At 70.3% G+C, this 23,337-nt stretch carries 18 protein-coding genes; 8 read left to right on the forward strand and 10 right to left on the reverse strand.

What is annotated here, in order from left to right:
* Positions 1–161 precede the first annotated feature (161 nt).
* From AB0D31_RS05430 to AB0D31_RS05450, 5 genes are all read right to left on the reverse strand, one after another.
* Positions 162–356 (reverse strand): hypothetical protein, encoded by a 195-nt coding sequence (locus tag AB0D31_RS05430; RefSeq protein ID WP_362717286.1) that lies wholly within the window; start codon positions 354–356, stop codon positions 162–164.
* A gap of 54 nt (positions 357–410) precedes the next feature.
* The gene (locus AB0D31_RS05435) at positions 411–2,003 is read right to left on the reverse strand and encodes a ferredoxin reductase family protein (RefSeq protein ID WP_362717289.1); all 1,593 of its coding nucleotides are present in this window, start codon (positions 2,001–2,003) and stop codon (positions 411–413) included.
* 340 nt (positions 2,004–2,343) lie between these two features.
* Positions 2,344–2,997, reverse strand: coding sequence for a response regulator transcription factor (locus AB0D31_RS05440; protein WP_362717471.1), 654 nt, complete (start codon positions 2,995–2,997; stop codon positions 2,344–2,346).
* A 202-nt stretch (positions 2,998–3,199) separates the two neighbouring features.
* On the reverse strand, positions 3,200–4,507 hold the full coding sequence (locus tag AB0D31_RS05445) for a sensor domain-containing protein (RefSeq protein WP_362717292.1): 1,308 nt from the start codon (positions 4,505–4,507) through the stop codon (positions 3,200–3,202).
* A 22-nt stretch (positions 4,508–4,529) separates the two neighbouring features.
* A complete protein-coding gene (locus AB0D31_RS05450) occupies positions 4,530–5,255 on the reverse strand; it encodes a hypothetical protein (protein ID WP_362717295.1) in 726 nt (241 codons plus the stop codon).
* Between the two features lie 303 nt (positions 5,256–5,558).
* Here AB0D31_RS05450 and AB0D31_RS05455 point away from each other — a divergent pair, with 303 nt between their 5' ends.
* The 4 genes from AB0D31_RS05455 to AB0D31_RS05470 are packed head-to-tail and all read left to right on the forward strand — an operon-like array spanning position 5,559 to position 10,529.
* Positions 5,559–6,731 carry an FAD-dependent oxidoreductase gene (locus AB0D31_RS05455; protein WP_362717298.1) on the forward strand — a complete coding sequence of 391 codons (1,173 nt, stop codon included), beginning with the start codon at positions 5,559–5,561 and terminating at the stop codon, positions 6,729–6,731.
* A 46-nt stretch (positions 6,732–6,777) separates the two neighbouring features.
* Complete coding sequence (nirB, locus tag AB0D31_RS05460) at positions 6,778–9,246, forward strand: nitrite reductase large subunit NirB (protein ID WP_362717473.1); 2,469 nt, start codon at positions 6,778–6,780, stop codon at positions 9,244–9,246.
* Complete coding sequence (nirD, locus tag AB0D31_RS05465; protein ID WP_362717300.1) at positions 9,243–9,575, forward strand: nitrite reductase small subunit NirD; 333 nt, start codon at positions 9,243–9,245, stop codon at positions 9,573–9,575. Before nirB ends, nirD begins: the two co-directional genes overlap by 4 nt.
* A 39-nt stretch (positions 9,576–9,614) precedes the next feature.
* Positions 9,615–10,529 carry an oxidoreductase gene (locus AB0D31_RS05470; protein WP_362717303.1) on the forward strand — a complete coding sequence of 305 codons (915 nt, stop codon included), beginning with the start codon at positions 9,615–9,617 and terminating at the stop codon, positions 10,527–10,529.
* An 88-nt stretch (positions 10,530–10,617) separates the two neighbouring features.
* On the opposite strand, the gene AB0D31_RS05475 is transcribed toward AB0D31_RS05470, so the two are convergent.
* Positions 10,618–11,022: a VOC family protein gene (locus AB0D31_RS05475; protein WP_362717306.1), complete on the reverse strand. Its 405-nt coding sequence runs from the start codon at positions 11,020–11,022 to the stop codon at positions 10,618–10,620.
* 223 nt (positions 11,023–11,245) lie between these two features.
* On the opposite strand from AB0D31_RS05475, the gene AB0D31_RS05480 reads away from it, so the two are divergent.
* The 3 genes from AB0D31_RS05480 to AB0D31_RS05490 all read left to right on the forward strand — a co-directional run bounded on the left by AB0D31_RS05480 (position 11,246) and on the right by AB0D31_RS05490 (position 14,336).
* Positions 11,246–12,499 (forward strand): sugar ABC transporter substrate-binding protein, encoded by a 1,254-nt coding sequence (locus AB0D31_RS05480; RefSeq protein ID WP_362717308.1) that lies wholly within the window; start codon positions 11,246–11,248, stop codon positions 12,497–12,499.
* A gap of 65 nt (positions 12,500–12,564) precedes the next feature.
* On the forward strand, positions 12,565–13,473 hold the full coding sequence (locus AB0D31_RS05485; RefSeq protein ID WP_362717476.1) for a sugar ABC transporter permease: 909 nt from the start codon (positions 12,565–12,567) through the stop codon (positions 13,471–13,473).
* Complete coding sequence (locus AB0D31_RS05490; protein ID WP_362717311.1) at positions 13,470–14,336, forward strand: carbohydrate ABC transporter permease; 867 nt, start codon at positions 13,470–13,472, stop codon at positions 14,334–14,336. Before AB0D31_RS05485 ends, AB0D31_RS05490 begins: the two co-directional genes overlap by 4 nt.
* On the opposite strand, the gene AB0D31_RS05495 is transcribed toward AB0D31_RS05490, so the two are convergent.
* The 3 genes from AB0D31_RS05495 to dusB form a co-directional block, all read right to left on the reverse strand.
* Positions 14,294–15,325, reverse strand: a complete 1,032-nt coding sequence (locus tag AB0D31_RS05495; protein WP_362717314.1) for a winged helix-turn-helix domain-containing protein — start codon at positions 15,323–15,325, stop codon at positions 14,294–14,296. The genes AB0D31_RS05490 and AB0D31_RS05495 overlap by 43 nt on opposite strands.
* A 761-nt stretch (positions 15,326–16,086) precedes the next feature.
* A complete protein-coding gene (gene ppdK / locus AB0D31_RS05500; protein ID WP_362717316.1) occupies positions 16,087–18,810 on the reverse strand; it encodes a pyruvate, phosphate dikinase in 2,724 nt (907 codons plus the stop codon).
* Positions 18,811–19,250: 440 nt separating this feature from the next.
* Positions 19,251–20,378 (reverse strand): tRNA dihydrouridine synthase DusB, encoded by a 1,128-nt coding sequence (gene dusB, locus AB0D31_RS05505; protein WP_362717479.1) that lies wholly within the window; start codon positions 20,376–20,378, stop codon positions 19,251–19,253.
* A 363-nt stretch (positions 20,379–20,741) separates the two neighbouring features.
* On the opposite strand from dusB, the gene AB0D31_RS05510 reads away from it, so the two are divergent.
* Positions 20,742–22,202, forward strand: a complete 1,461-nt coding sequence (locus AB0D31_RS05510; protein WP_362717318.1) for an MFS transporter — start codon at positions 20,742–20,744, stop codon at positions 22,200–22,202.
* Here AB0D31_RS05510 and AB0D31_RS05515 read toward each other — a convergent pair.
* Positions 22,175–23,056 (reverse strand): helix-turn-helix domain-containing protein, encoded by an 882-nt coding sequence (locus AB0D31_RS05515; protein ID WP_362717319.1) that lies wholly within the window; start codon positions 23,054–23,056, stop codon positions 22,175–22,177. The genes AB0D31_RS05510 and AB0D31_RS05515 overlap by 28 nt on opposite strands.
* Positions 23,057–23,337 lie beyond the last annotated feature (281 nt).

Below are 23,337 nucleotides of genomic sequence, written 5' to 3' on the forward strand. Positions count from 1 at the left end.
GCCAGGGCCAGGGCCAGGGCCAGGGCCAGGGCCAGGGCCAGGGCCAGGGCCAGGGCCAGGGCCAGGGCCAGGGCCAGGGCCAGGGCCAGGGCCAGGGCCAGTAAGGGCCTTCTGAAGGGGCCCCGGCCACCGCCGACCGCCCGCCATCACCGACCTGCCACCTACCGCTGCCCAGGCGCGACACCGCTCAGGTCGTGGACGTCCGCGATCCGGTCGGGCGCGGGGGGCGCGGCCGGGGTGACGGACACCGCGAGGAAGGTCGCGGCGAGCGCGCTGACGGCGGTGAGCCCCGCGGCGAGCCGGCGCCGGGCACGGTCCAGCGGAACGGGAGTGGGGCGCTTGCGGTGACGGGCCATGGCTCTGCGATTCCTCGTCCTGGTCGTGGGTCCTGAAAGTACGTGCGAACGCCCTCAGAAACTGAACTGCTCGGTGTGGATGTGCTCCTCGGGCACCCCGGCCCTGATGAGCGAGGCCGTCGCCGCGCGGGCCATGGGGCCGGGCCCGCACAGGAAGACGTCGTGTTCGGCGAGGTCGGGGACGAGGTTGCGCAGGGCCTGCGGCGCGAGCGGGTCGAAGGAGGCGCCCGAGGGCCCGAGCAGATAGTGCAACGCGGCCCCCCGCTGAACGGCGATGGCCTCCAGCTCCTCGCGCAGTACCAACTGGGCGGCATTGTTGGCCCGGTAGAGCAGGGTGAGGTCGCCGGGCCCGGCGGGCAGCGTCTCGAACAGGACCCGCATCGGCGTGATCCCCACCCCGCCGGCCAGGAGCAGCACCTTGCGACGGGTACGGCGGTGCGGGGTCATCGCGCCGAACGGCCCCGTGGCCAGGACCCGGGTGCCGGGACGCAGCCGCCTGATGCGCCGGCTGTGCACGCCGAGCGCCTTCACGGTGACGCGTACGGTGTCGTCCCTGACCGGCGCGGACAGCGAGAACGGCAGCGAGGTGTGCCACAGCCTGCGCCGCAGGAACCGCCACCGCAGGAACTGGCCGGGTTCGGCGCGCAACGCGTCGAGGCCGGTGCCGCGCATCACGACCGAGACGACGTCGGGGCTCTCGTTCCGCACCTCGACCACATACAGCCCGTGCCGCAGAGCCTGCCGCACCGGGACGACGCCCCGGTACCAGACGATCAGCACGGCCACACTCGCGTGCAGCATCGCCCAGGCCCACACAGTGAGCGGGTTGCCCGCCACATCGGGCCCGACCAGCTGATGGGCGAAGGCCAGCGCGGCACCGAGGTAGGTGAGGAAGTGCAGGGCACGCCAGGTCTCCTGGGAGATCCGCGCCCGCGCCGCCCGCACCGAGCTGACCCCGGCGGCCCCGAACGCCAACGTGCCGAGCATGGCCGCCAGGATGCCTCCATAGTCGAGCAACCGGGTGGCCGACCGCAGCAGGTCGGTGCCGGTGTACGCGGCGTACGCGCACAACGCGAGCACCAGATGCGCGCCGACGAGCGTCAGGACGTAGCGTCCGCCGAGCGAGTGCCAGCGGGCGAGCCGGTCGGCGCCGACGCCGTGTTCGACGGCGGGCACCCGGGCCATGAGCAGCAGCATCACCAGGATTCCGTACCCGGCGAGCAGCCCCGACAGATGCGCCCCGCTCGCGAAGAGCGCGTCCAGCCGCGCGGACGGCTCGGCCTGCGTCCCCCACACCAACCCCACACCGCCGGCCCCCACGAGGATCCCTCGCCGCATGACGCGAGGCCCCACCCGCACCGGCCGCCCGCCCTGACGGCCGGCCGCCCCCAATGCCCCCGCATCGCCGGCCGGCCCGAACCCCCGGCGCTCCACCGGCTCCACCGGCTCCACCGGCTCCACCACCGGCGGGACATCCGGCGCGACATCCGGCACCTCCAACACAGCGCCGCAGTACGCGACTTGCCCCGCGCCCTCCAGTTGCTCCTCGCCCTGCTCTTCCCGTTGCTCCTGACGAGCCTGGAGGGCGAGATAGGCGGACAACGCCGGGTACGCGGCAAGCTGCGGGTCGGTGGCCTCGATCGTCACGCCCGGCAGCCTAGGTCGGCGCAACCGGCGAAACCCCCTGGTCAGCGCCCAATCCGCAATCCTTAAGGCCCCCTTGAGGATCGCCTGACCACCCATTAAGAGGCCACCGCAAACACCCTGGCCACCCAGCCACCCGCACCCACACCCGACCCCACCCGCACCCGCACCCGCAGCCGCACCGAGCCGGGTCGGGTCGGGTCGGGTCGGGCGGAGTCGGGCCGGGTCGGGTCGGGTCGGGTCGGGTCGGACCCAGCCGGCCGGCCCAGCCGGCCGGCCCAACCGGCCGGCCCAACCGGCCGACTCAGTCGGCCCGCTCAGTCGGCCCGCTCAGTTGGACGACTCAGTCGGCACCGCGGTCCAGGTAGCGAAGGACCGCCAGGACGCGGCGGTGGCCCGACTCCGAAGGGGGCAGGTCCAGCTTGGTGAAGATGTTCGCGATGTGTTTCTCCACCGCCCGCTCCGACACCCCGAACCCATCGGCGATGGCATGGTTGGTACGGCCCTCCGCCATCAGGCCCAGCACCTCCCGTTCGCGCGGGGTGAGCCCGTCGAGGGCCGCGGCCCGTCGGCTCGCGCCGAACAGCTGGGCCACCACCTCCGGGTCGAGCGCGGTGCCGCCCGCCGCGACCCGCTCCAGCGCGTTCACGAACTCGCCGATGTCCACGACGCGTTCCTTGAGCAGATAGCCCACCCCCGCCCCGCCGTCGCCGATGAGCTGCGCCGCATACCTGGTCTCCACGTACTGCGAGAAGATCAACACCCCGGTGCCCGGCGCCGTACGCCGGATCTCCACAGCCGCGCGCAGCCCCTCGTCGGTCTGTGTCGGCGGCAGCCGGATGTCCACCACCGCCGCGTCGGGCCGGTGTTCGGCGACCGCGGCCAGCAGCGCCTGCGCGTCCGCCACCGCGGCCGCCACCTCCACGCCCCGCATCTCCAGAAGCTGGACGAGCCCGTCACGAAGGATCGAGGAGTCCTCGGCGATGACGACGCGCATACGGTGACCCATTCTGTTGTTGGTAGCGGAGACGAAAACAGAGGCGATGGCACGCGTGTCGTGCCGGCGTTCGGTGCCCGGTGTCTGGTGCCTGTGTCTGTTGTCTGATGCCGGTGTCCGGTGTTCCGCGTCCGGTGTTCCGCGTCCGGTGTTCCGTGTCCGGGTGTCCGGTGTGACGCGCCGGTGCTCAGTCGGCCGCCGCTCACCTGAACGGCAGCACCACGCTCACCACCGTAGGCCCTCCGACGGGGCTGTTGCAGGTCAGTGAGCCGTCGACGGTACGCACCCGGGCCCGCAGGCCGGCGAGTCCGCTTCCCGCGCCCACCATCGCTCCCCCGCGCCCGTCGTCAGCCACCATCAACAACAGGATCTTCGCCGCACCGGTCACGGTGACCTTCGCCTGCGAAGCCCCGCTGTGTTTGGCCGCGTTGGCGAGCAACTCGGCCGTGCAGAAGTACGCGATGGACTCGATCGCCGGACTCGGCCTGCCCTCGATGCCGCACTCCACCCGCACCGGCAGCGCGCTGTCCGCCGCGAGAGTCGCGAGCGCGGTGTCCAGCCCCTGGTCGAGCACCGGCGGATGGATGCCCTTGACCAGGTGGCGCAAATCGGCGACGGCCTGCTTGGCATTGCTCTGGGCGGTCTCGACGACGCGCAGGATCCGGTCCGGCTCCGCTCCGCCCGCCACCAGTTCGCGGATCATCGTGAGGTGCATCCCCAGACCCACCAGACGGGCCTGGGTCCCGTCGTGCAGATCCCGCTCGATACGGCGCAGGGTCGCCGCCGCATCGTCGACGGCCTGCGCCCGGGTCTCCTCCAGGGTCCGGATCCGCTGGTCCGCCCGGTCGGGCCCGAGCAGCGCGGTGAGCAGCATCCGGTGCGGGGCGAGCGCGTGGCGGTCGAGCCACGGCGCCACGTACAGGAGGAGCAGCCCGAGAGCGAAGGGCGCCAGCCACCGCGGCCAGCTGTCGAACTCCACTCCCCCCACCTCCAGTCCCACATGCCGTACGGACCCGTCGGGCTTCCTGATCGTGAAGTAGTTCCACCGCTTGAGCACCGGATACAGGGTGAGGAGCACCCCCTGCACGTAGCCGACGTACACGGCGAGCAAGGGCAGCAGCGCCGTCAGCGGTGCGGCCAGGGCGCAGCACACCGCCCGCCATCCGGGCCTGCCTCCCAGCACCGAGCGCCGCCAGTCGAGCACCCCGGCGGTCTCCGCCCGCGCCGGCGGGTCGATCTCAAGCCCCAACAGGCGCCGCGCCAGCGCACGTTGCAGGTCTCCGAGCGCCAGCGCCCCGCGAACACCGGCGGCGACGAGCCAGAGCCCCGGCGCCGTCCACGACAGCACCGCGCCCGCCAGCAGGACCAGGGCGACCGCGAGGAGGCCGGAGAAGGCGAGGGGCAGCGCGACGAGCGAGTAGAACGCGGCCCGCGCAACGGCGGCGAGCCGGTCCCGCCGGTAGGGGAACTCGAGGATCGCCACGGATCGCGCCAGGAACGGACGGTGCATGAGAACAACCTAGGCCCGCCAGTCAGAGCTGGTGGATCACGGGTATGGACAGAAACGCGCAGACCAGGGCGAGCGCCAGGGCTGTCCAGGTCGTCTTCAGGAGCCCGGTGCGGTCCGCGCCGAGGAAACCCTTGACCAGGCGGGCCTGGATCAGGGTGAAGCCCCTCATCACCCAGGGCGTGATGAGCAGGAAGGGCACCCCGCCGCCGAGGCCGTGCACCGCCCACGCGCCGGCCATCGTGGGGCCGCCCCACGCCTGGCTCGGGTCCCCGCCGGGCCGCAACGGGTAGGCCAGGTTGATGACGACCACCGTCCAGAAGTAGCCGGACACGGCAAGCGCTATGAGGTTGAGCGGCACGCTGATCACGGCGTGGGCCAGGGCGAGCAGCCCCCCACGGCCATCGGGGCCGGGGTCGGCCGCCTCCACACCGAGGAGCCCGCGGGCGAGCCCGCGCTGTATCCGGCCGGCCGGCCCACCGACCAGAGCTATGGGGACGCACAGGATGCCGACGGGGAGCGCAAGGAGGAGGTAGACGAACCGCAGCCACGTCGCCGCCCGGAAGGGCTCACGCAGGAAGGCGAGCGGGGTCGATGCCGAGGATGCGGCCGGTGCGGATGCGGCCGGTGTGGATGCGGCCGGTGCGGAGGCGTTCGGCATGAGTGCGGCCGGGGCGGAGGCGGCCGGGGTAGATACCGTCGGTGTGGATGCGGTCGGTGTGGATGCGGGGTGCCGCTGCGCGAGGTCCATGCGTCAAGGCTCCCGCTCCCGGGCCGCCCTTTCGATCGTGCCAGTACGGATCTTCATGGTTCGGTTTACCCCACCCCAGAACCACCCGCCCCCAACGACCGGCCCACCCCAAGAACCACCCACCCCCGAAAACCGGCCCCACTCCTCACACCCCGCCCCCGAAAACCGGCCCACTCCGCTCACCCCGCCCCCAACGACCGGCCTCTCTCCTCACACCCCGCCCCCCGACCCGCTGAGCGCAAGGTTCCCCCGCGGTAATCGGCGGGATGCCACCGGGAAACAGCGCGCGCCCACGCTGGGCGCATGAGTACGGACATCGTGGTGATCGGCGGCGGCACGGCGGGTGCCCGCCTGGCCCGGCATGTCCCGGTGACCGTCATCGGCGAGGAGCCCCACGCACCGTACAACCGGGTGCTCCTCGCGGAGGTGCTTGCCGGACGGTACGGGCCCGAGGTGATCGCCCTGCCCCCGGTGCCGGTGCGGCGCGGCGTGCGGGCGGTGCGGATCGACCGTACGGCCCGGGTGGTGCACTGCGACGACGGCAGCGCCGTCCCGTACGGGCGCCTCGTGCTCGCGACCGGCTCGAACCCGGTGCTGCCGCCGCTGCGGGGGCTGCGCGAGGGCCGGCTGCCCGACGGCGTCCACCCCTTCCGCACCCTCGACGACGCGCTCGCCCTGCGCGAACGGGCCCGGGAGGGCGCCCGCGCCGTGGTCATCGGAGGCGGACTGCTGGGGGTGATGGCGGCGCGGGCGCTCGCCGAATGCGGGGCCCAAGTCGTCCTCGCCCAGCAGGGCGAACGCCTGATGGAGCGTCAGATCGACGCGGGCGCATCGGCCTTGCTCCGTACCCATCTCGAACTCCTCGGTGTCGAAGTGCACACCGAGTGCCGGGTACGCGGGCTGACCGGGCCCGCCGGCACCGACGTCGAACTCGCCGACGGCTTCGTCCTCGGCGCCGAACTCGTCGTCCTCGCCACCGGCGTCCGCCCACGCACCGGCCTCGCACTCGACGCCGGGCTCGACGTCCGCCAGGGCATCGTCGTCGACGACGAGCTGCGCACCACCGACCCCGCCATCCACGCCATCGGCGACTGCGCCGAGCATCGCGGCACGGTGTACGGACTCGCGGGCCCCGCGCTCGAACAGGCCGACGCTCTGGGCCGGCTGCTCGCCACCGGCCGCGGAACCTACCCGGGAACCCGGGGCCTGACCCGGCTCACCCTCGGCGGCCCGCGCCCCCTGGACCTGGCCGCGTTCGGCGAACCCACGCCCCGCCCCGGCGACGACGTGGCCCACCTCGCGGACGCCACCCGGGGCGCCTACCGCAAGGTCGTCGTACGCGGCGACCGCCTGGTCGGGGGCGTACTCCTCGGCGATCTCGGCGCGGTCGGGGCGCTCGCCCGGACCTGGCAGGGCGACGAACCCGTACCCGACGCGCCCCTGCTCCACCTGCTCACCCACGACGGAGGTTCCTGACGTGCCCACCGAACACCTTTCCACCCTCGTCGTCATCGGCCACGGCATGGTCGGTCAGCGCTTCCTCGAAGCACTCGCCGAGCGCGGCGCGACCGGGCGGACCCGGGTGGTCGTGCTGTGCGAGGAACCCCGCCCGGCGTACGACCGCGTCCACCTCACCTCATACTTCGAGGGAAAGACACCCGACCAACTCAGCCTCGTACCCGACGCCTTCATGCGGGAACACGGCATCGAGCTGTACGTGGACGACCCCGCCGAAACCGTCGACCGGGCGGCGCGCACCGTCACCGCCCGCTCGGGCCGCACCTTCGCCTACGACACGCTCGTCCTGGCCACCGGCTCGTACCCGTTCGTGCCGCCCGTCCCCGGCAAGGACATCCCGGGCTGCTTCGTCTACCGCACCATCGAGGACCTGCTCGCCATCGAGGCGTACGCGAAGACCGCGACGACCGGCGCGGTGGTGGGCGGCGGGCTGCTCGGCCTTGAGGCGGCCGGCGCGCTGCGCGGGCTCGGCCTCGACACGCACATCGTGGAGTTCGCACCCCGTCTGATGCCGGTGCAGGTCGATGCGGGCGGCGGCGCGGCGCTGCTGCGCACCATCGAGAACATGGGCCTCACCGTGCACACCGGGGTCGGCACACAGGAGATCACCGCCGGTGAGGAGGGACGCGTCAATGGAATGACACTGTCCGACAGCTCTCATCTGTCAACCGATCTCGTGGTCTTCTCCGCCGGTGTCCGCCCCCGCGACCAGCTGGCCCGCGACTGCGGACTCACCGTCGGCGAGCGCGGCGGCATAGTCGTCGACCAACAGTGCCGCACCAGCGACCCCGCGGTCTTCGCGATCGGCGAGTGCGCGCTGGCCGCGGACGGCCGGGTGTACGGCCTGGTCGCGCCCGGCTACGACATGGCCGAGACCGCCGCCGACACCATCGCCGCGGCCGGCGAACGCGCCTTCACCGGCGCCGACCTGTCGACCAAACTGAAGCTGCTCGGCGTCGACGTCGCCTCGTTCGGCGACGCGCACGGCACCGCCGAAGGCTGCCTCGACGTCGTCTACTCGGACTCCCGCTCCGGCGTCTACAAAAAGCTGGTCATCTCCCGCGACGGCGCCCTGCTCGGCGGCGTCCTCGTCGGTGACGCCGACGCCTACGGCACGCTGCGCCCGCTCACCGGACACGTCCCCCCGGTCGCGCCCGAGCAGTTGGTCCTGCCCGCCGGGCTCGGCGCACCGGCCGCGCTCGGCCCGGAATCCCTGCCCGAGGACGCCGTCATCTGTTCCTGCCACAACGTCACCAAGGGCGCCATCACCGCCTGCACCTCCCTGCCCGAGGTCAAACGCTGCACCAAGGCCGGTACCGGATGCGGCAGTTGCGTCAAAACCATCGGCATGCTGCTGCCGAAGTCCGGCGACACCGGGCTGTGCCCGTGCTTCGCGCAGACCCGCCAGGAGCTGTACGAGATCGCGCTCGCGCTGCGCCTGACCACCTTCACCGAACTCCTCGACGGACACGGGCGCACCCGGGCGCGCGGCGGCGAGGGGTGCGAGATCTGCAAGCCGACGGTCGCCTCGATCCTGGCCGCCCTGGGCAACGGGCACATCCTGGACGGCGAACAGGCCGCGCTCCAGGACACCAACGACCACTTCCTCGCCAACTTGCAGCGCAACGGCTCCTATTCGGTCGTGCCGCGCATCCCCGGCGGGGAAATCACCCCGGACAAGCTCATCGTGATCGGCGAGGTGGCACGCGACTTCGGTCTCTACACGAAGATCACGGGCGGCCAGCGCATCGACCTCTTCGGCGCCCGCGTCGGCCAACTCCCCTTCATCTGGACCAGGTTGGTGGACGCCGGTTTCGAGTCCGGGCACGCGTACGGGAAGTCACTGCGTACGGTGAAGTCGTGCGTCGGCCAGACGTGGTGCCGCTACGGTGTGCAGGACTCGGTGCGGATGGCCATCGACCTGGAGCTGCGCTACCGGGGCCTGCGCTCGCCGCACAAACTGAAGTCGGCGGTCTCCGGCTGCGCCCGCGAGTGCGCCGAGGCCCAGTCGAAGGACTTTGGTGTCATCGCCACGGCCAACGGCTGGAACCTGTATGTAGGAGGCAACGGCGGCGCGAGCCCGCGCCACGCCGATCTGCTCGCCCAGGATCTGACAGATGACGAACTTGTCCGTTTGATCGACAGATTTCTCATGTTCTATATCCGCACCGCCGACCGTCTGGAGCGCACCTCGGTGTGGCTGGAGCGCATCGAGGGCGGCCTCGGCCACGTCAAGGACGTGGTGGTGAACGACTCGCTCGGCATCTGCGCCGAACTCGAAGCTCTGATGGCCGCGCATGTGGCCGGCTACCGCGACGAGTGGGGCGAGACCCTCGACGACCCCGAGCGGCTCGCCCGCTTCGTCTCCTTCGTGAACGCGCCCGGCGCGCCCGACCCGTCGGTGCGCTTCGTCCCGGAGCGCGACCAGATCAAGCCGGAACTTCCCCTCCTCACCCTGGGAGCCACCCGATGACGATGGTCCATCTCAAGCTGGAGGAAGGCTCGGTCGCGGTCTGCGAGGCCGCCCGCCTCACGCCCGGACGCGGCGTCGCCGCCCTCCTCCCCGACGGCCGCCAGGCCGCCGTCTTCACCGACCGGCGCGGCCGCACCTACGCGATCGACAACCGCGACCCGTTCACCGGCGCCTACGTCCTGTCCCGCGGGCTGCTCGGCGCCACCCCGGAGGGTCGCCCCTATGTGGCCTCCCCGCTCCTCAAACACCGCTTCGACCTGGAAACCGGCGCCTGCCTCGACGACGCGGCGCAAGCCGTCCGGACCTACGTGACCGAGCATTCCCATTAGACGCCCCTCTCCCGGCATACCGGCCGGTACGGTGGATGTATGAATCGTGGCTGGAGCGCTCAGGACATCCCCGATCAGAGCGGCCGCACCGCCGTCGTCACCGGGGCCAACAGCGGGATCGGTCTGGTCACCGCGCGGGAGCTCGCTCGGCGCGGCGCGCGCGTGGTGCTCGCCTGTCGCAGTGAACCGCGGGGCAAGGAGGCCGAGGAGCGCATCCGGGGCGAAGTCCCGGGTGCGGACGTGGAGTTGCGGCTGCTCGACCTGGGCGACCTCGCCTCGGTGCGGGCGTTCGCCAAGACGTTTCCGTACGAGCGGCTCGATCTGCTGATCAACAACGCGGGGGTGATGGCGCTCCCCTACGGCAGGACCGCCGACGGGTTCGAGACGCAGTTCGGCGTCAACCACCTCGGTCACTTCGCGCTCACCGGGCTGCTCCTGCCCCGGCTGCGGGCGGCCCGGGTGGTGAGCCTGTCGAGTGGCATGCACGCACTGTCAACTATTGATATCCGTGATCTCAACAGTGTCCGCCGCTACCGGCGGTGGGTCGCCTACGGGCGTTCCAAGTCGGCGAACCTGCTGTTCGTGCACGAGCTGGCGCGGCGGCTCGACGCGGCTGGCTCGGATGTCGTCGCTGCGGCCGCGCATCCTGGCTATGCCGCCACCAATCTGCAGACGCAGGCCGTCCGTATGGAGGGCCGCAGGAGGGCCGAGCGGATCGTCGAGCTCGGCAACCGGATCATGGCCCAGCCCGCGGAGGCGGGCGCGCTGCCCACGCTGTACGCGGCGACCGCGCCCGGGGTGCGGCCCGACTCGTTCACGGGACCGTCCCTGATGATGTGGCGCGGTGCGCCCGCCCCCTCCTGGCGGGCACCCTGGACGCTGAACGACGTCGCCGGTGAACGGCTGTGGGCGGCATCCGAGCAGCTCACCGGCGTGACGTTCGAGGGGCTGTGACGAGCGGGTCGCCGTGCCGCAGCGGGCCGCCGTTGCGCAAGGGGGCGTGAGGCGCGAGGGGGTGCGAGGCAGCCGTACGGCCCGGATGTCAGCTGTTGATCGCGGCCGGGTCCATGTACATGACCTCCCAGTGGTGCCCGTCGGGGTCCAGGAAGGAGCGGCCGTACATGGGGCCCTGTTCCATGGTGTCGTTGGCGGGCGAACCGCCCGACGTCAGCGCGGTGTCGACGAGGCGGTCGACCTCTTCGCGGCTGTCGGCGCTGAGGCAGACGATCGACTCGACGGTGGTGGCGGTGTCGGCGATCTGGCGCTGGGTGAACCCCTTGAAGAACGGTTCGGTCAGGAGCATCGCGTAGATCGTGTCGCTGATGACCAGGCAGCCGGCGTTCTCGTCGGTGAACTGGGGGTTGAAGGTGTAGCCCAGCCTGCCGAAGAAGTCCTTGGAACGGTCCAGGTCCTTCACCGGCAGATTGACGAAGATCATGGTGGGCATGGTGTGCTCCCTCGGGGGCCGTGGCGTTGCTTACGAGGGGTAGACCGGGGCCCGGGCGGGAACTCATCGCCGTCTCGCGGTCGACTTTTCGGCCATCCTCGGGCGGGGCGCCTCCGTGGCCGACACACCGTCGCAATAGCCCTGTCGCAATCGTCCCGCATGGTTGATCGTTGAGCGGTACAGCGGGATGAGTACAGCGGGACGACGAACAGGGGCGTACGCCATGACGATCAGCCGCAGGGCACTGCTCGGCACCGGGGCCGCACTGGGTCTGCTCACCGCTTGCGGCTCCAACACCGGGCGCGACAGCGGTGGTTCGCCGGGCGGGAAGGTGACGCTCGACCACTGGTACCACCAGTACGGCGAGAGCGGGACCGAGGCGGCGGTGCGCCGGTATGCGGCGGCGTACGACAAGGCGAAGGTCAACGTCCAGTGGCGGCCGGGCAATTACGACCAGCAGACCGCGGCAGCGTTGCTCACGTCGTCGGGCCCGGACGTCTTCGAGGTCAACGGGCCGACGCTGGACCAGATTCAGGGCGGGCAGGTCGCCGATCTCACGGCGTTGTTCGACGGTGTGAAGGACGATTTCAATCCGGCGGTGCTCGCGCCTAAGACGTACGGCGGGAAGATCTGGGGTGTGCCGCAGGTCGTCGATACGCAGTTCCTGTACTACCGCAAGAGTCTGCTGCGGGACGCCGGGGTTCGGCCGCCCGGTTCGCTGGACGAACTCGTCGACGCGGCCAAGGCGTTGACGCGGAACAGGGTCAAGGGGCTGTTCCTCGGGAACGACGGGGGCGCCGGTGTGCTGGGCGGTACGCCGTTGTACGCGGCCGGCCTCAGCCTGGTCACCGCGGACGGCAGGGCGGGTTTCGACGATCCGGCGGCCGCCCGGGTGCTCGGCAAGGTGCGCCGGCTGTATACGGACAAGTCGCTGCTGCTGGGTGCGCCGAGCGACTGGTCGGACCCGTCGGCGTTCACGCAGGGGCTGACCGCCATGCAGTGGTCGGGCCTGTGGGCGCTGCCGGCGGTGCAGAAGGCGCTGGGGGACGACTTCGGGGTGCTGCCGTTCCCGCAGGACGGGCCGGGCGGTAAGCCGTCGGTGCCGGTGGGGGCGTATGCCGCGGCGGTGTCGACGCGCTCGAAGCGCCAGGCCGAGGCGAAGGCGTATGTGAAGTGGCTCTGGGTGGAACGCGCCGATTTCCAGGAGGACTTCGCGCTGTCCTACGGCTTCCACATCCCGGCGCGGCTCTCGCTCGCCAAGAAGGCGGCGAAGCTGCGGCAGGGCGCGGCGGCCGAGGTGGTGAGGCTGGTGACGGAGGACGGATACGCACAGCCGTTGCTGTGGACGCCGACGATGCAGAGCGCTTACCAGGACGCGCTGAACCGGATCATCAAGGATGGGGCGAGCCCTGACAGTGAGATGAAATCTGTCATCCGGAAGACCAATGACGAACTTCAGCGGGTGAAGAAGCGCTGACCATCATGCGACGTCCTTCGATGCGGCGCCCCGCGACGCGACGGTCTTCCACGACGCGTCTCTCGATGCGGCGCCGGACCAATGACGCCCTCTGGTTCTGGATCTTCGTCGGTCCGTTCGCGGCCGGGCTGGCGCTCTTCACGTACGTTCCGCTCCTGTGGAGTGTCTATCTCAGTTTCTTCGACGCCCACAACACGGTCTCGCCGACCGACTTCGTGGGCTTCGACAACTACACGGCGATGCTGCGGGACGGCGCGTTCACCTCCAGTCTGGGCACGTTCGCGGTGTTCTCGCTGTTCATCGTGCCCGCGACGTATGTGCTGGCGCTGGGTCTCGCGCTCATGGTGAACCGGACCCGGCGCTTCCAGGCGTTCTTCCGCTCGGTGTTCTTCCTGCCCGCCGCCTGTTCGTATGTGGTGGCGGCTCTGATCTGGAAGCTGTCGATCTTCAACGGTGTGCGGTTCGGTCTGGCGAACACGGTGCTGGGCTGGTTCGGGGCCGATCAGACGGCGTGGCTGTCGACGACGCATCCGCCGTGGTACTGGCTGGTCATCGTGACCGTACGGCTGTGGCTGCAGGCCGGGTTCTACATGATCCTCTTCCTGGCGGGGCTTCAGCGGATCAGTCCGCGGCTGTATGAGGCGGCGGCGGTCGACGGGGCGCGGCCGGGGTGGCAGGTGTTCCGGCACATCACGTTTCCGCAGCTGCGCACCACGTCGGTGGCGGTGGTGCTGCTGTTGGTGATCAACGCGTTCCAGGCGTTCGACGAGTTCTACACCTTGCTCTCCGATGCGCGGGGCTTTCCGCCGTATGCCCGTCCGCCGTTGGTCTATCTCTATTACACGGCGCTCGGTCAGGGGCAGAACCTGGGGATGGGCAGTGCGGGTGCGGTGATCCTGGCGCTGATCATCGCGGTGGTGACGGTGTTCCAGGCCCGGTGGTTCGGTCTGGGCAGGAAGGAGGCCGACGCGTGAGGGCGCCGGGGCGGGTGGGGGCCGGTGCGGACGATGCGCTGGTGCGGGCCGGGCGTGCGGTGCGCGCGGTGGTGCTGGTGGTGCTGGCGCTGTTGTTCCTGGTGCCGTTCTATCTGCTGGTGCGCAACGGTCTGGCCGCCGAGCAGGACATCACGTCGCCCGCGTGGACGTTCTTCCCGTCCACGCTGCACTGGTCGAACGTGCGGGAGCTGTTCGACGATCCGGCGGTGCCGATGGCGCGGTCGTTGCTCAACTCGGCGCTGATCGCGGTGGCGACGACGGTGGGGACGCTGCTGTTGGCGTCGCTTGCGGGGTACGGGCTCGCGCGGATCCCGTACCGCTTCGCCAACCAGGTGTTCTACGCGGTGATCGGTACGCTGATGGTTCCGGCGGCGGTGACGTTCGTACCGAGTTTCGTTCTTGTTTCGTCGCTCGGCTGGGTGTCGAGCCTGCGGGGTCTGATCGTTCCCACGCTGTTCTCGGGGTTCGCGTGCTTCGTCTTCCGCCAATTCTTCACGGGATTTCCACGGGAGCTTGAGGATGCGGCCCGGGTGGACGGTCTTGGGTATTGGCGGACGTACTGGCGGATCGTCGTGCCCAATGCGCGTCCGGTGTTCGCGGCCGTCGGCACCATTGTGTTCATCGGTGCCTGGAATTCCTTTCTGTGGCCGCTGGTGATCGGGCAGGACCGTGGGGCGTGGACGGTTCAGGTGGCGTTGTCGACGTTCACCACGGCTCAAGTGGTCCATCTGCACGAGCTGTTCGTGGCGGCGGCCGTGTCCATCGTGCCGCTGGTCCTGGTCTTCCTGCTGCTCCAGCGTTACATCGTGGCCGGCGTGGAGCGCTCGGGGATCGACGACTGAAGCCGGCGCGGTGCGGGTGGAGTGCCGCCGCACAGCAGGGCGGAGCCGAGCGGGGTCAGGGTGTGCAGGACGGAGTTGCCGTGGCGCAGGGTGACCAGGAGGCCGGCGTCGCGCAGGACTCCGGCGTGCTGGCTCGCGGAGGCGAGGGAGACGCTTGCCCTGCGGGCGAGTTCGCTGGTGGTGCAGCCGTTGCCGATGGCGTGCAGGACGCCGGCGCGGGTGTGGCCGACGAGGCGGCCGAGTGAGGTGCCGCGGTCGGGGCCCGGCGGGGATTCGTAGGGCGCCTGGGTGTGGGTGACCGGGTAGACGAGGACGGGCGGGAGTGTGGGGTTGTGGAGGGCGACGGGGGTGCGGCGGCAGAAGAAGGAGGGTTGCAGGAGCAGTCCGCGGCCGCCCAGATGGAGTTCGCGGTCGACGGGGTAGTCGGCTTCGAGTACGGGGGCGCGCCAGCGGAGCATGGGCGGGAGTGAGGCGAGGAGTTCGCCGGCGCCGCCGTCGAGCAGGGCGCGGCCGCGGGCGGCGCGGTCGGCGTCGACGCGGGTCTGGATGTGGGCCCAGTACGGGGAGACGGCCGCGTGGTGGTAGGCGGCCAACGCGTCGGCGAGGCGGCCGAGTTGGGTGGTGCAGCCGTCGGCGAGGGAGGCGGCCCAGCCGGTGGAGGGCCGGCCGCCGGGGAGCCGGGAGAGTTCTTCGTTCAGGCGTGCGGGTCCTGTTTCGCGTATGTGTTCAAGTCCGGCGTCGAGGGAATGCGGGCCCCGGGGCGGGGTGAGAAAGTCGGGGAAATATCCTCGACAGGGAACGACTGCGGAGAGCAATCGTGTTTCTCCGCTCAGCCGGCCGCGAGTTTCCTGTCGCCATTCGCCGAATACGGAGGCGCCCCGCCGGTCCCTTAAGCGGTGAAAGCTGAGAATCGTTTCCCACAGCGTGTCGGGACCCGGCGCCATACGGAGCCGGGCCAGATCCTCGCCGGTGAAATGAATGCGCAGCACCGAAACCCCACCTGTCCACTGTGTTGCAACCTGTTGCGTCATGTTGCATCCGCAATTGATCCCCCGATCGACTCGACTGAGTATGCCTCCCGTCACTGCCCGTGACCACGGGCCTTTCAGCCACAGTTGAAAGGCCTCGCGGAAGGGGCCCCGAGGACGAAAAGCTGTACCTCGTCGGGCACGACACCGAGCCAACCGGAAAGATTCTGCGAAGACCGTGGGGGGCTTCACAGGCTCTGGCGGCGGTGGGCGTAGGTGGCGGCTCCGTGCTCGGCGTGGTTGACAGAGTGCGGTTCACGGGTGGGGATCCGTGAACCGCACTCTGCATTTCCGGCCACGGTCCTGTTAAATGTCCGCCATTCAACAGGAATTAAGCGGTTGCATACCTGGTTCATGCGGGGCGCTTACCGCAGAGGGTTTCGGTACTTCGGGCAACCATCCAGGCGAGTCGGGTACTTCGGGCAGCCATCCGTACGGGCCCGGCACTTCGGGCAGCCATCCGTACGGGCCCGGCACTTCCGGCAATCATCCGTGTGGCGCCGGCACTTCCGGCAACCATCTGAGCGGGCCCGGCGCTTCGGGCAACGATCCGAGCGGGCCCGGCACTTCGGGCAACGATCCGAGCGGGCCCGGCACTTCGGGCAACGATCCATGCGAAAGGGGCAGCACACCCCCGCACAGGGTTGCTGCCCCTTCTTGGTGGCCGGAGCCGCCGCCGGATCGGTGGTGAGGGTCGGGGACCCGGCGGCGGCTCCGGGGTCTCAGCGGGAGTCGCTGCCCTTGGACTGCGCGGCGGCGCGGCCGGCTTCGAGGCGGGCGACGGGGATGCGGAACGGCGAGCAGGACACGTAGTCCAGGCCGACCTCGTGGAAGAAGTGCACCGACTCGGGGTCGCCGCCGTGCTCGCCGCAGACGCCGAGCTTGAGGTCGGGTCGGGTGGCGCGGCCTGCCTCGACGGCGGAGCGTACGAGCGAGCCGACGCCGTCCTTGTCGATGGTCTCGAACGGGGAGACCCCGAAGATGCCCTTCTCCAGGTAGGCGGTGAAGAAGCTGGCCTCGACGTCGTCGCGGGAGAAGCCCCACACGGTCTGGGTCAGGTCGTTGGTGCCGAAGCTGAAGAACTGGGCGGCCTCGGCGATCTGGCCGGCCGTCAGGGCGGCGCGGGGCAGCTCGATCATGGTGCCGATGGTCAGCTTGAGCTCGACGCCGGTGGCGGCCTCGACCTCGGCGATGACGGTGTCGGCCTCCTCGCGGACGATCTCCAGCTCCTGGACGGTGCCGACCAGCGGGATCATGATTTCGGCGCGGGGGTCGCCCTTGGCGTTCTTGCGCTCGGCTGCGGCTTCGGCGATGGCGCGTACCTGCATGGCGAACAGGCCGGGGATGACGAGGCCGAGGCGTACGCCGCGCAGGCCGAGCATCGGGTTCTGCTCGTGCAGCTTGTGGACGGCCTGGAGCAGGCGCAGGTCGTTCTCGTTGGCGTCCTTGCGGGACTCGGCGAGGGCGACGCGCACGGAGAGCTCGGTGATGTCGGGCAGGAACTCGTGGAGCGGCGGGTCGAGGAGGCGCACGGTGACGGGGAGTCCGTCCATCGCCTCGAACAGCTCGACGAAGTCCTTCTTCTGGAGCGGCAGCAGGGCACTGAGTGCCGTCTCACGCTCGTCGTCGGTGTCGGCGAGGATGAGCTTCTCGACCATTTCGCGGCGCTCGCCGAGGAACATGTGCTCGGTGCGGCACAGGCCGATGCCCTGGGCGCCGAAGCGGCGGGCGCGCAGGGCGTCTTCGGCGTTGTCGGCGTTGGCCCGTACGCGCAGGCGGCGTACGCGGTCGGCGTAGGCCATGACGCGGTGGACGGCGCCGACCAGTTCGTCGGCGTCGTCGGCGCCGGCGTGCATGCGGCCCTCGAAGTACTCGACGACCGGGGACGGTACGACGGGGACCTCACCGAGGTAGACCTTGCCGGTGGAACCGTCGATGGAGACGACGTCGCCCTCTTCGATGACGGTGCCGGCCTGGGTGGTCATGCGGCGGCGCTTGGTGTCGACCTCCAGCTCCTCGGCGCCGCAGACACAGGTCTTGCCCATGCCGCGGGCGACGACGGCGGCGTGCGAGGTCTTGCCGCCGCGGGAGGTGAGGATGCCCTCGGAGGCGATCATGCCGTCGAGGTCGTCGGGGTTGGTCTCGCGGCGGATCAGGATGACCTTCTCGCCCGAGCGCGACCACTTGACGGCGGTGTAGGAGTCGAAGACGGCCTTGCCGACGGCGGCGCCGGGCGAGGCGGCGATGCCGCGGCCGATGAGGTCGCTCTTGGCCCCGTCGTCGAAGCGGGGGAACATCAGCTGGGCGAGTTGGGCGCCGTTGACGCGCTGGAGGGCCTCGGCCTCGTCGATGAGGCCCTGGTCGACGAGTTGGGTGGCGATGCGGAAGGCGGCGCCCGCGGTGCGCTTGCCGACGCGGGTCTGGAGCATCCACAGCTGGCCGCGCTCGATGGTGAACTCGATGTCGCAGAGATCCTTGTAGTGGGTCTCCAGGGTCTCCATGATGCCCATGAGCTGGTCGTAGGACTTCTTGTCGATGCCCTCCAGGTCGGCGAGGGCGACGGTGTTGCGGATGCCGGCGACGACGTCCTCGCCCTGGGCGTTCTGCAGGTAGTCGCCGTAGACGCCCTGGTGGCCGGAGGCGGGGTCGCGGGTGAAGGCGACGCCGGTGCCGGAGTCGGGGCCGAGGTTGCCGAAGACCATGGAGCAGATGTTGACGGCGGTACCGAGGTCGCCGGGGATGCGCTCCTGGCGGCGGTAGAGCTTGGCGCGGTCGGTGTTCCACGATTCGAAGACCGAGCAGATCGCGAGGTCCATCTGTTCGCGCGGGTCCTGCGGGAAGTCGCGTCCGGCCTCGGTCTTGACGATCTTCTTGAAGTGCTTGACGAGCTTCTTCAGGTCGCTCGCGTCGAGGTCGGTGTCGACGGTGATCTTCTTGGCGGCCTTGGCTTCGTCGAGGGCTTCCTCGAAGAGTTCGCCGTCGACGCCGAGGACGGTCTTGCCGAACATCTGGATCAGGCGGCGGTAGGAGTCCCAGGCGAACCGCTCGTCGCCGGACTGCTTGGCGAGGCCGGTGACGGACTTGTCGGAGAGCCCGATGTTGAGGACGGTGTCCATCATGCCGGGCATCGAAAACTTGGCGCCGGAGCGGACGGAGACGAGGAGCGGGTCGTCGGCCTGGCCGAGCTTCTTGCCCATTTTCTGCTGGAGGGCGTCGAGGTGTGCGCTGACCTCGTCGCGCAGCTGGGCCGGCTCGTTGCCGCTGTCGAGGTAGACCTTGCAGGCCTCGGTGGTGATCGTGAACCCGGGCGGGACGGGGAGGCCGAGGTTGGTCATCTCGGCGAGGTTCGCGCCCTTCCCGCCGAGAAGGTCCTTGAGGTCCCTGTTCCCCTCGGTGAAGTCGTAGACGAACTTCTGGGTGTGCTGGAGGTCTTTGTCTTCCGACACGGGTCTCGACTCCTCGAATCCGCGGTGGCTGCCCTGACGGCGAGGAACATACCCAGATCGAAGGTGTCTGGGTACGTCCACTTGCGCGTCACGGGGTCGTAACCACTCGTCCGCCACCAGATCGAAAGTGACTGGAGCGTATGGAAGGGTGAGCTCGTGGCTTCATCACTTGAACGGAGTTGGTCAAGAAAAGGTCTATAGCTGCTCTTCTGAGCGGCCCGTCCGACAAGTGAGTTCACTAGATGAACACAGAAGGGGTGGCACTGAGTGCCACCCCTTTCAGAGGTGCAGCCACCATGAAATCGCTCATCTGAGCGCAACCCCTATCAGGGGTGGCGAGAATCACGCGCTCGATCGAGCGGGATTCCAGACTTCGGACCGCTTTTTGGACCGTTCCGAGCGGTCCGGACCCGGTACGGTCCCGCGCGGACCGGCGCGGATCAGCCGCCGGAGGTGTCCAGCTCGGCGTCCATCGTGATGCCGGAGCAGTCGTAGGGGTCCTTCAGCCAGCAGTCCGGCAGGACGACCCGGTTGTTTCCGGACGTTCTGCCGCGCGGGCCGTCCGCACCGTCCGGCCACGACTGGTCCAGGTCCAGCTCGCTCAACTGAGCGGCCAGCTCCTGAAGGGACGAGGTGATGGCGAGGGACTTGCGCAGGGTGGAACCGACCGCGAAGCCCTTCAGATACCAGGCGACGTGCTTGCGGAAGTCGATCACACCGCGCGTCTCGTCGCCGATCCACTCGCCGAGCAGCGTCGCGTGCCGCAGCATCACCTCGGAGACCGTGCGCAGCGTGGGGCGCGCGAAGGAATCCGTCCCCTCGAACGCGGCCACCAGGTCGCCGAAGAGCCAGGGCCGCCCGAGGCAGCCGCGGCCGACGACGACGCCGTCGCAGCCGGTCTCCTTGACCATGCGCAGCGCGTCCTCGGCACACCAGATGTCGCCGTTGCCGAGGACCGGGATCTCCGGGACGTGGTCCTTGAGGCGGGCGATGGCGTCCCAGTCGGCGGTGCCGCCGTAGTGCTGGGCGGCGGTGCGGCCGTGCAGGGCGATCGCGGTGACGCCCTCCTCGACGGCGATCCGGCCGGCGTCGAGATAGGTGATGTGGTCGTCGTCGATGCCGATGCGCATCTTCATGGTGACCGGCAGGTCGCCGGCGTTGGTGACCGCCTCGTGCAGGATCGCGCGCAGCAGCGGCCGCTTGTAGGGCAGGGCCGAGCCGCCGCCCTTGCGGGTCACCTTCGGCACGGGGCAGCCGAAGTTGAGGTCGATGTGGTCGGCGAGGTTCTCGTCCACGATCATGCGGACGGCTTTGCCGACGGTGACCGGGTCCACTCCGTACAGCTGGATCGAGCGCGGGGTCTCGGTCTCGTCGAAGTGGATGAGCTGCATGGTCTTCTCGTTGCGCTCGACCAGCGCCCGCGTGGTGATCATCTCGCTGACGAACAGGCCCTTGCCGCCGGAGAACTCACGGCACAGGGTGCGGAACGGGGCGTTGGTGATGCCGGCCATGGGTGCGAGCACCACGGGCGGCTGCACGGTGTGCGGGCCGATGGAGAGCGTGGTCATCTGTTCATTGTCGCGCATGCGGGACGTGCGCCTGCTGGGCCTGTGGACAACGGGGCTCGGGGGGCGTGCGGGCAAGCGCCGGGCCTGTGGACAACGGAGCTCAGAGGGCCGTGCGGGCAAGCGCCCCGAGCGCCGGGGCCGGGACCCGCGCGGGCAGGTGCCCTTTGCCGGGGCCGCCGCCACCAGGATCGCGCCGCACCGGGTGGCCCGGTACCGGGACCGCAGCCCGGGGAGGCCCCACCTGGTGCCCCCGGTACAGGGACCGCAGCCCGGAGACGCCCCACCTGGTGCCCCCGGCACCGGGACCGCCGCCACCAGGGCCGCAGCACCCCCGGTTCATTAGTTAGGCGTACTATCGAAGCCATGTCCGAGCCGACCCACCGCCGACGGATGCTCATCCTGGCGATCTGCTGCCTGAGCCTGCTGATCGTCAGCCTCGACAACACCGTCCTCAACGTTGCCCTCCCCTCCCTGCAGAAGGACTTCCACGCCGAAGTCTCCGGCCTGCAGTGGACGATCGACGCCTACACCCTCGTCCTCGCCTCGCTCCTGATGCTGTCGGGCTCGACCGCCGACCGCATCGGCCGCCGCAAGGTCTTCCAGACGGGCCTGGTCCTGTTCACCATCGGCTCGCTCCTCTGCTCGCTCGCGCCCGGCCTCACCTCCCTCGTGATCTTCCGGATGGTGCAGGCGGTGGGCGGATCGATGCTCAACCCCGTCGCGATGTCGATCATCACCAACACCTTCACCGACGCCCGTGAACGCGCCCGTGCCATCGGCGTGTGGGGCGCCGTCGTCGGCATCTCGATGGCCATGGGCCCGATCGTGGGCGGCGCCCTGGTCGAATCGGTGGGCTGGCGCTCGATCTTCTGGCTCAATCTGCCGGTCGGCCTGATCGCGCTGTTCCTGACCTGGCGCTTCATCCCGGAGTCGCGCGCGCCCAAGCCGCGCCGCCCCGACCCGGTCGGCCAGCTCCTGGTCATCGCGCTGCTCGGCTCACTGACGTACGCGATCATCGAGGCGCCGAGCGCCGGCTGGAACTCGCCGAAGATCCTCGTCTTCGCCGCGCTCGCCATCGCCTCGCTCGCGGGGCTCCTCGTGTACGAGCCGAGGCGCGCCGAGCCGCTGATCGACCTGCGTTTCTTCCGCAGCGCCCCGTTCAGCGGGGCCACGGTGATAGCGGTCTCCGCGTTCTCCGCGCTCAGCGGGTTCCTCTTCCTCAACACGCTCTACCTGCAGAACGCGCGCGGTCTGAGCGCCCTGAACGCGGGCCTGTACATGCTGCCCATGGCCGCGCTCACCTTCGTGTGCGCACCGATCTCGGGCCGGCTCGTCGGCAACCGGGGTCCGCGGCTCTCGCTCCTGATCGCGGGTGTCGCGATGGCGTCGAGCGGGCTGCTGTTCGCCCTCTTCGACGCCGAGCGGACCACGGCGCTGCTCTTCACCGGGTACGTCCTGTTCGGGCTCGGGTTCGGCATGGTGAACGCGCCGATCACCAACACCGCGGTCTCCGGGATGCCGCGTTCGCAGGCGGGTGTGGCCGCGGCAGTCGCCTCCACCAGCCGCCAGATCGGCCAGACCCTGGGCGTCGCGGTGATCGGCGCGGTGCTGGCGGGCGGCATGGCGGGTGTCTCGGCGGGTGCGTACGCGGGTCACTTCCCCGACGCCGCGCGGCCCGCGTGGTGGATCATCGCGGGGTGCGGTCTGAGCGTGTTGTTCCTTGGGCTCGCCACCAGCGGCAAGTGGGCCCAGGAGTCGGCGCGTCGTACCGCGCGGCGCCTTGAGGCCCCCGTGGCTCAGACCCCGGCGGACGCCAACGCCTGAGCGCGGTCCGGCGCAACGAGTGCCTGGAGCTGCTCCAGGCGCTCGCGGGTCTCGTCGTCGCAGGGCACGTACATCACGAGACGCGGGCCCGCCGACGGGCCGAGCCACAGGTTGGTGTGCTCGACGGAGAGCAGGCCGACGTGGGCGTTGCGCAGGTACTTCGTCTTGCCGCCCTGGGTGACGACCTCGTGCCGGGCCCACACCTCGCGGAACTCCGCCGATGCCCCTTCGAGCCGGGCGAGCAGCGCCTTCCAGGCCGGCTCGGCGAGGTGCTCGGCCATCGAGGCGCGGAACTTGGCAGCCATCACCCGGTTCATGTCGGGCAGGTCGACGACCGAGGCCCGCCACTCGGCGTTGGTGAAGGCCAGCCACAGGCAGTTGCGGTCCTCGGGCGGCACCGCGTCGAGGTCGCACAGCAGCCGGCCGTACGTCTGGTTGTACGCGAGGATGTCGTACCGGCTGTTCTGGACGCAGGCCGGGATCGGGCCCAGCTGGTCGAGCATGGCGCGCAGCGCCGGGGTGAGCCGGGGGCAGGGCGCGTTGGGCGTGGGGTCGAGGGCGCCGGCCAGGGCGAAGAGGTGGCTGCGCTCGCTGGGGTCGAGCAGCAGGGCGCGCGCCAGGGCATCGAGGACCTGCGGGGAGACCTGGATGTCGCGGGCCTGTTCCAGCCAGGTGTACCAGGTGACGCCGACGGCGGAGAGCTGGGCGACCTCCTCGCGGCGCAGCCCCGGGGTGCGGCGGCGTCGGCCGGGGGGCAGGCCGACCTGTTCGGGGGTGATCCGCTCACGCCGGCTGCGCAGGAACTCGGCCAGCTCATGGCGGCGGACGTCGCTCGCCGGTGCCACAGTGCTCATGGTCTCAGAGTGCCGCACCCGCGGAGCCTTGTCAGCCGGTGTCCGGGTAGTGGTGGTACCAGGATAACGAGACTCTGGTACCAGGCTCAGAGGAGGAGGATGGTTCTCCACGTGAGCGACATCGTGAACGAATCAACCGTACGAACGGCACCCCGCCCCTCCCCCGCCCCCTCCTCCGCCCCTCTCGTTTCCTCCGCCTCTCCCTCCCCTTCAGCTTCTTCAGCTTCTTCCGCCACTCTCACCACTTCCACCTCTTCCTCCTCCGCGTCCTCCGTGCCCTC

This window comes from Streptomyces sp. NPDC048361, assembly GCF_040651795.1.
Lineage (GTDB): Bacteria > Actinomycetota > Actinomycetes > Streptomycetales > Streptomycetaceae > Streptomyces.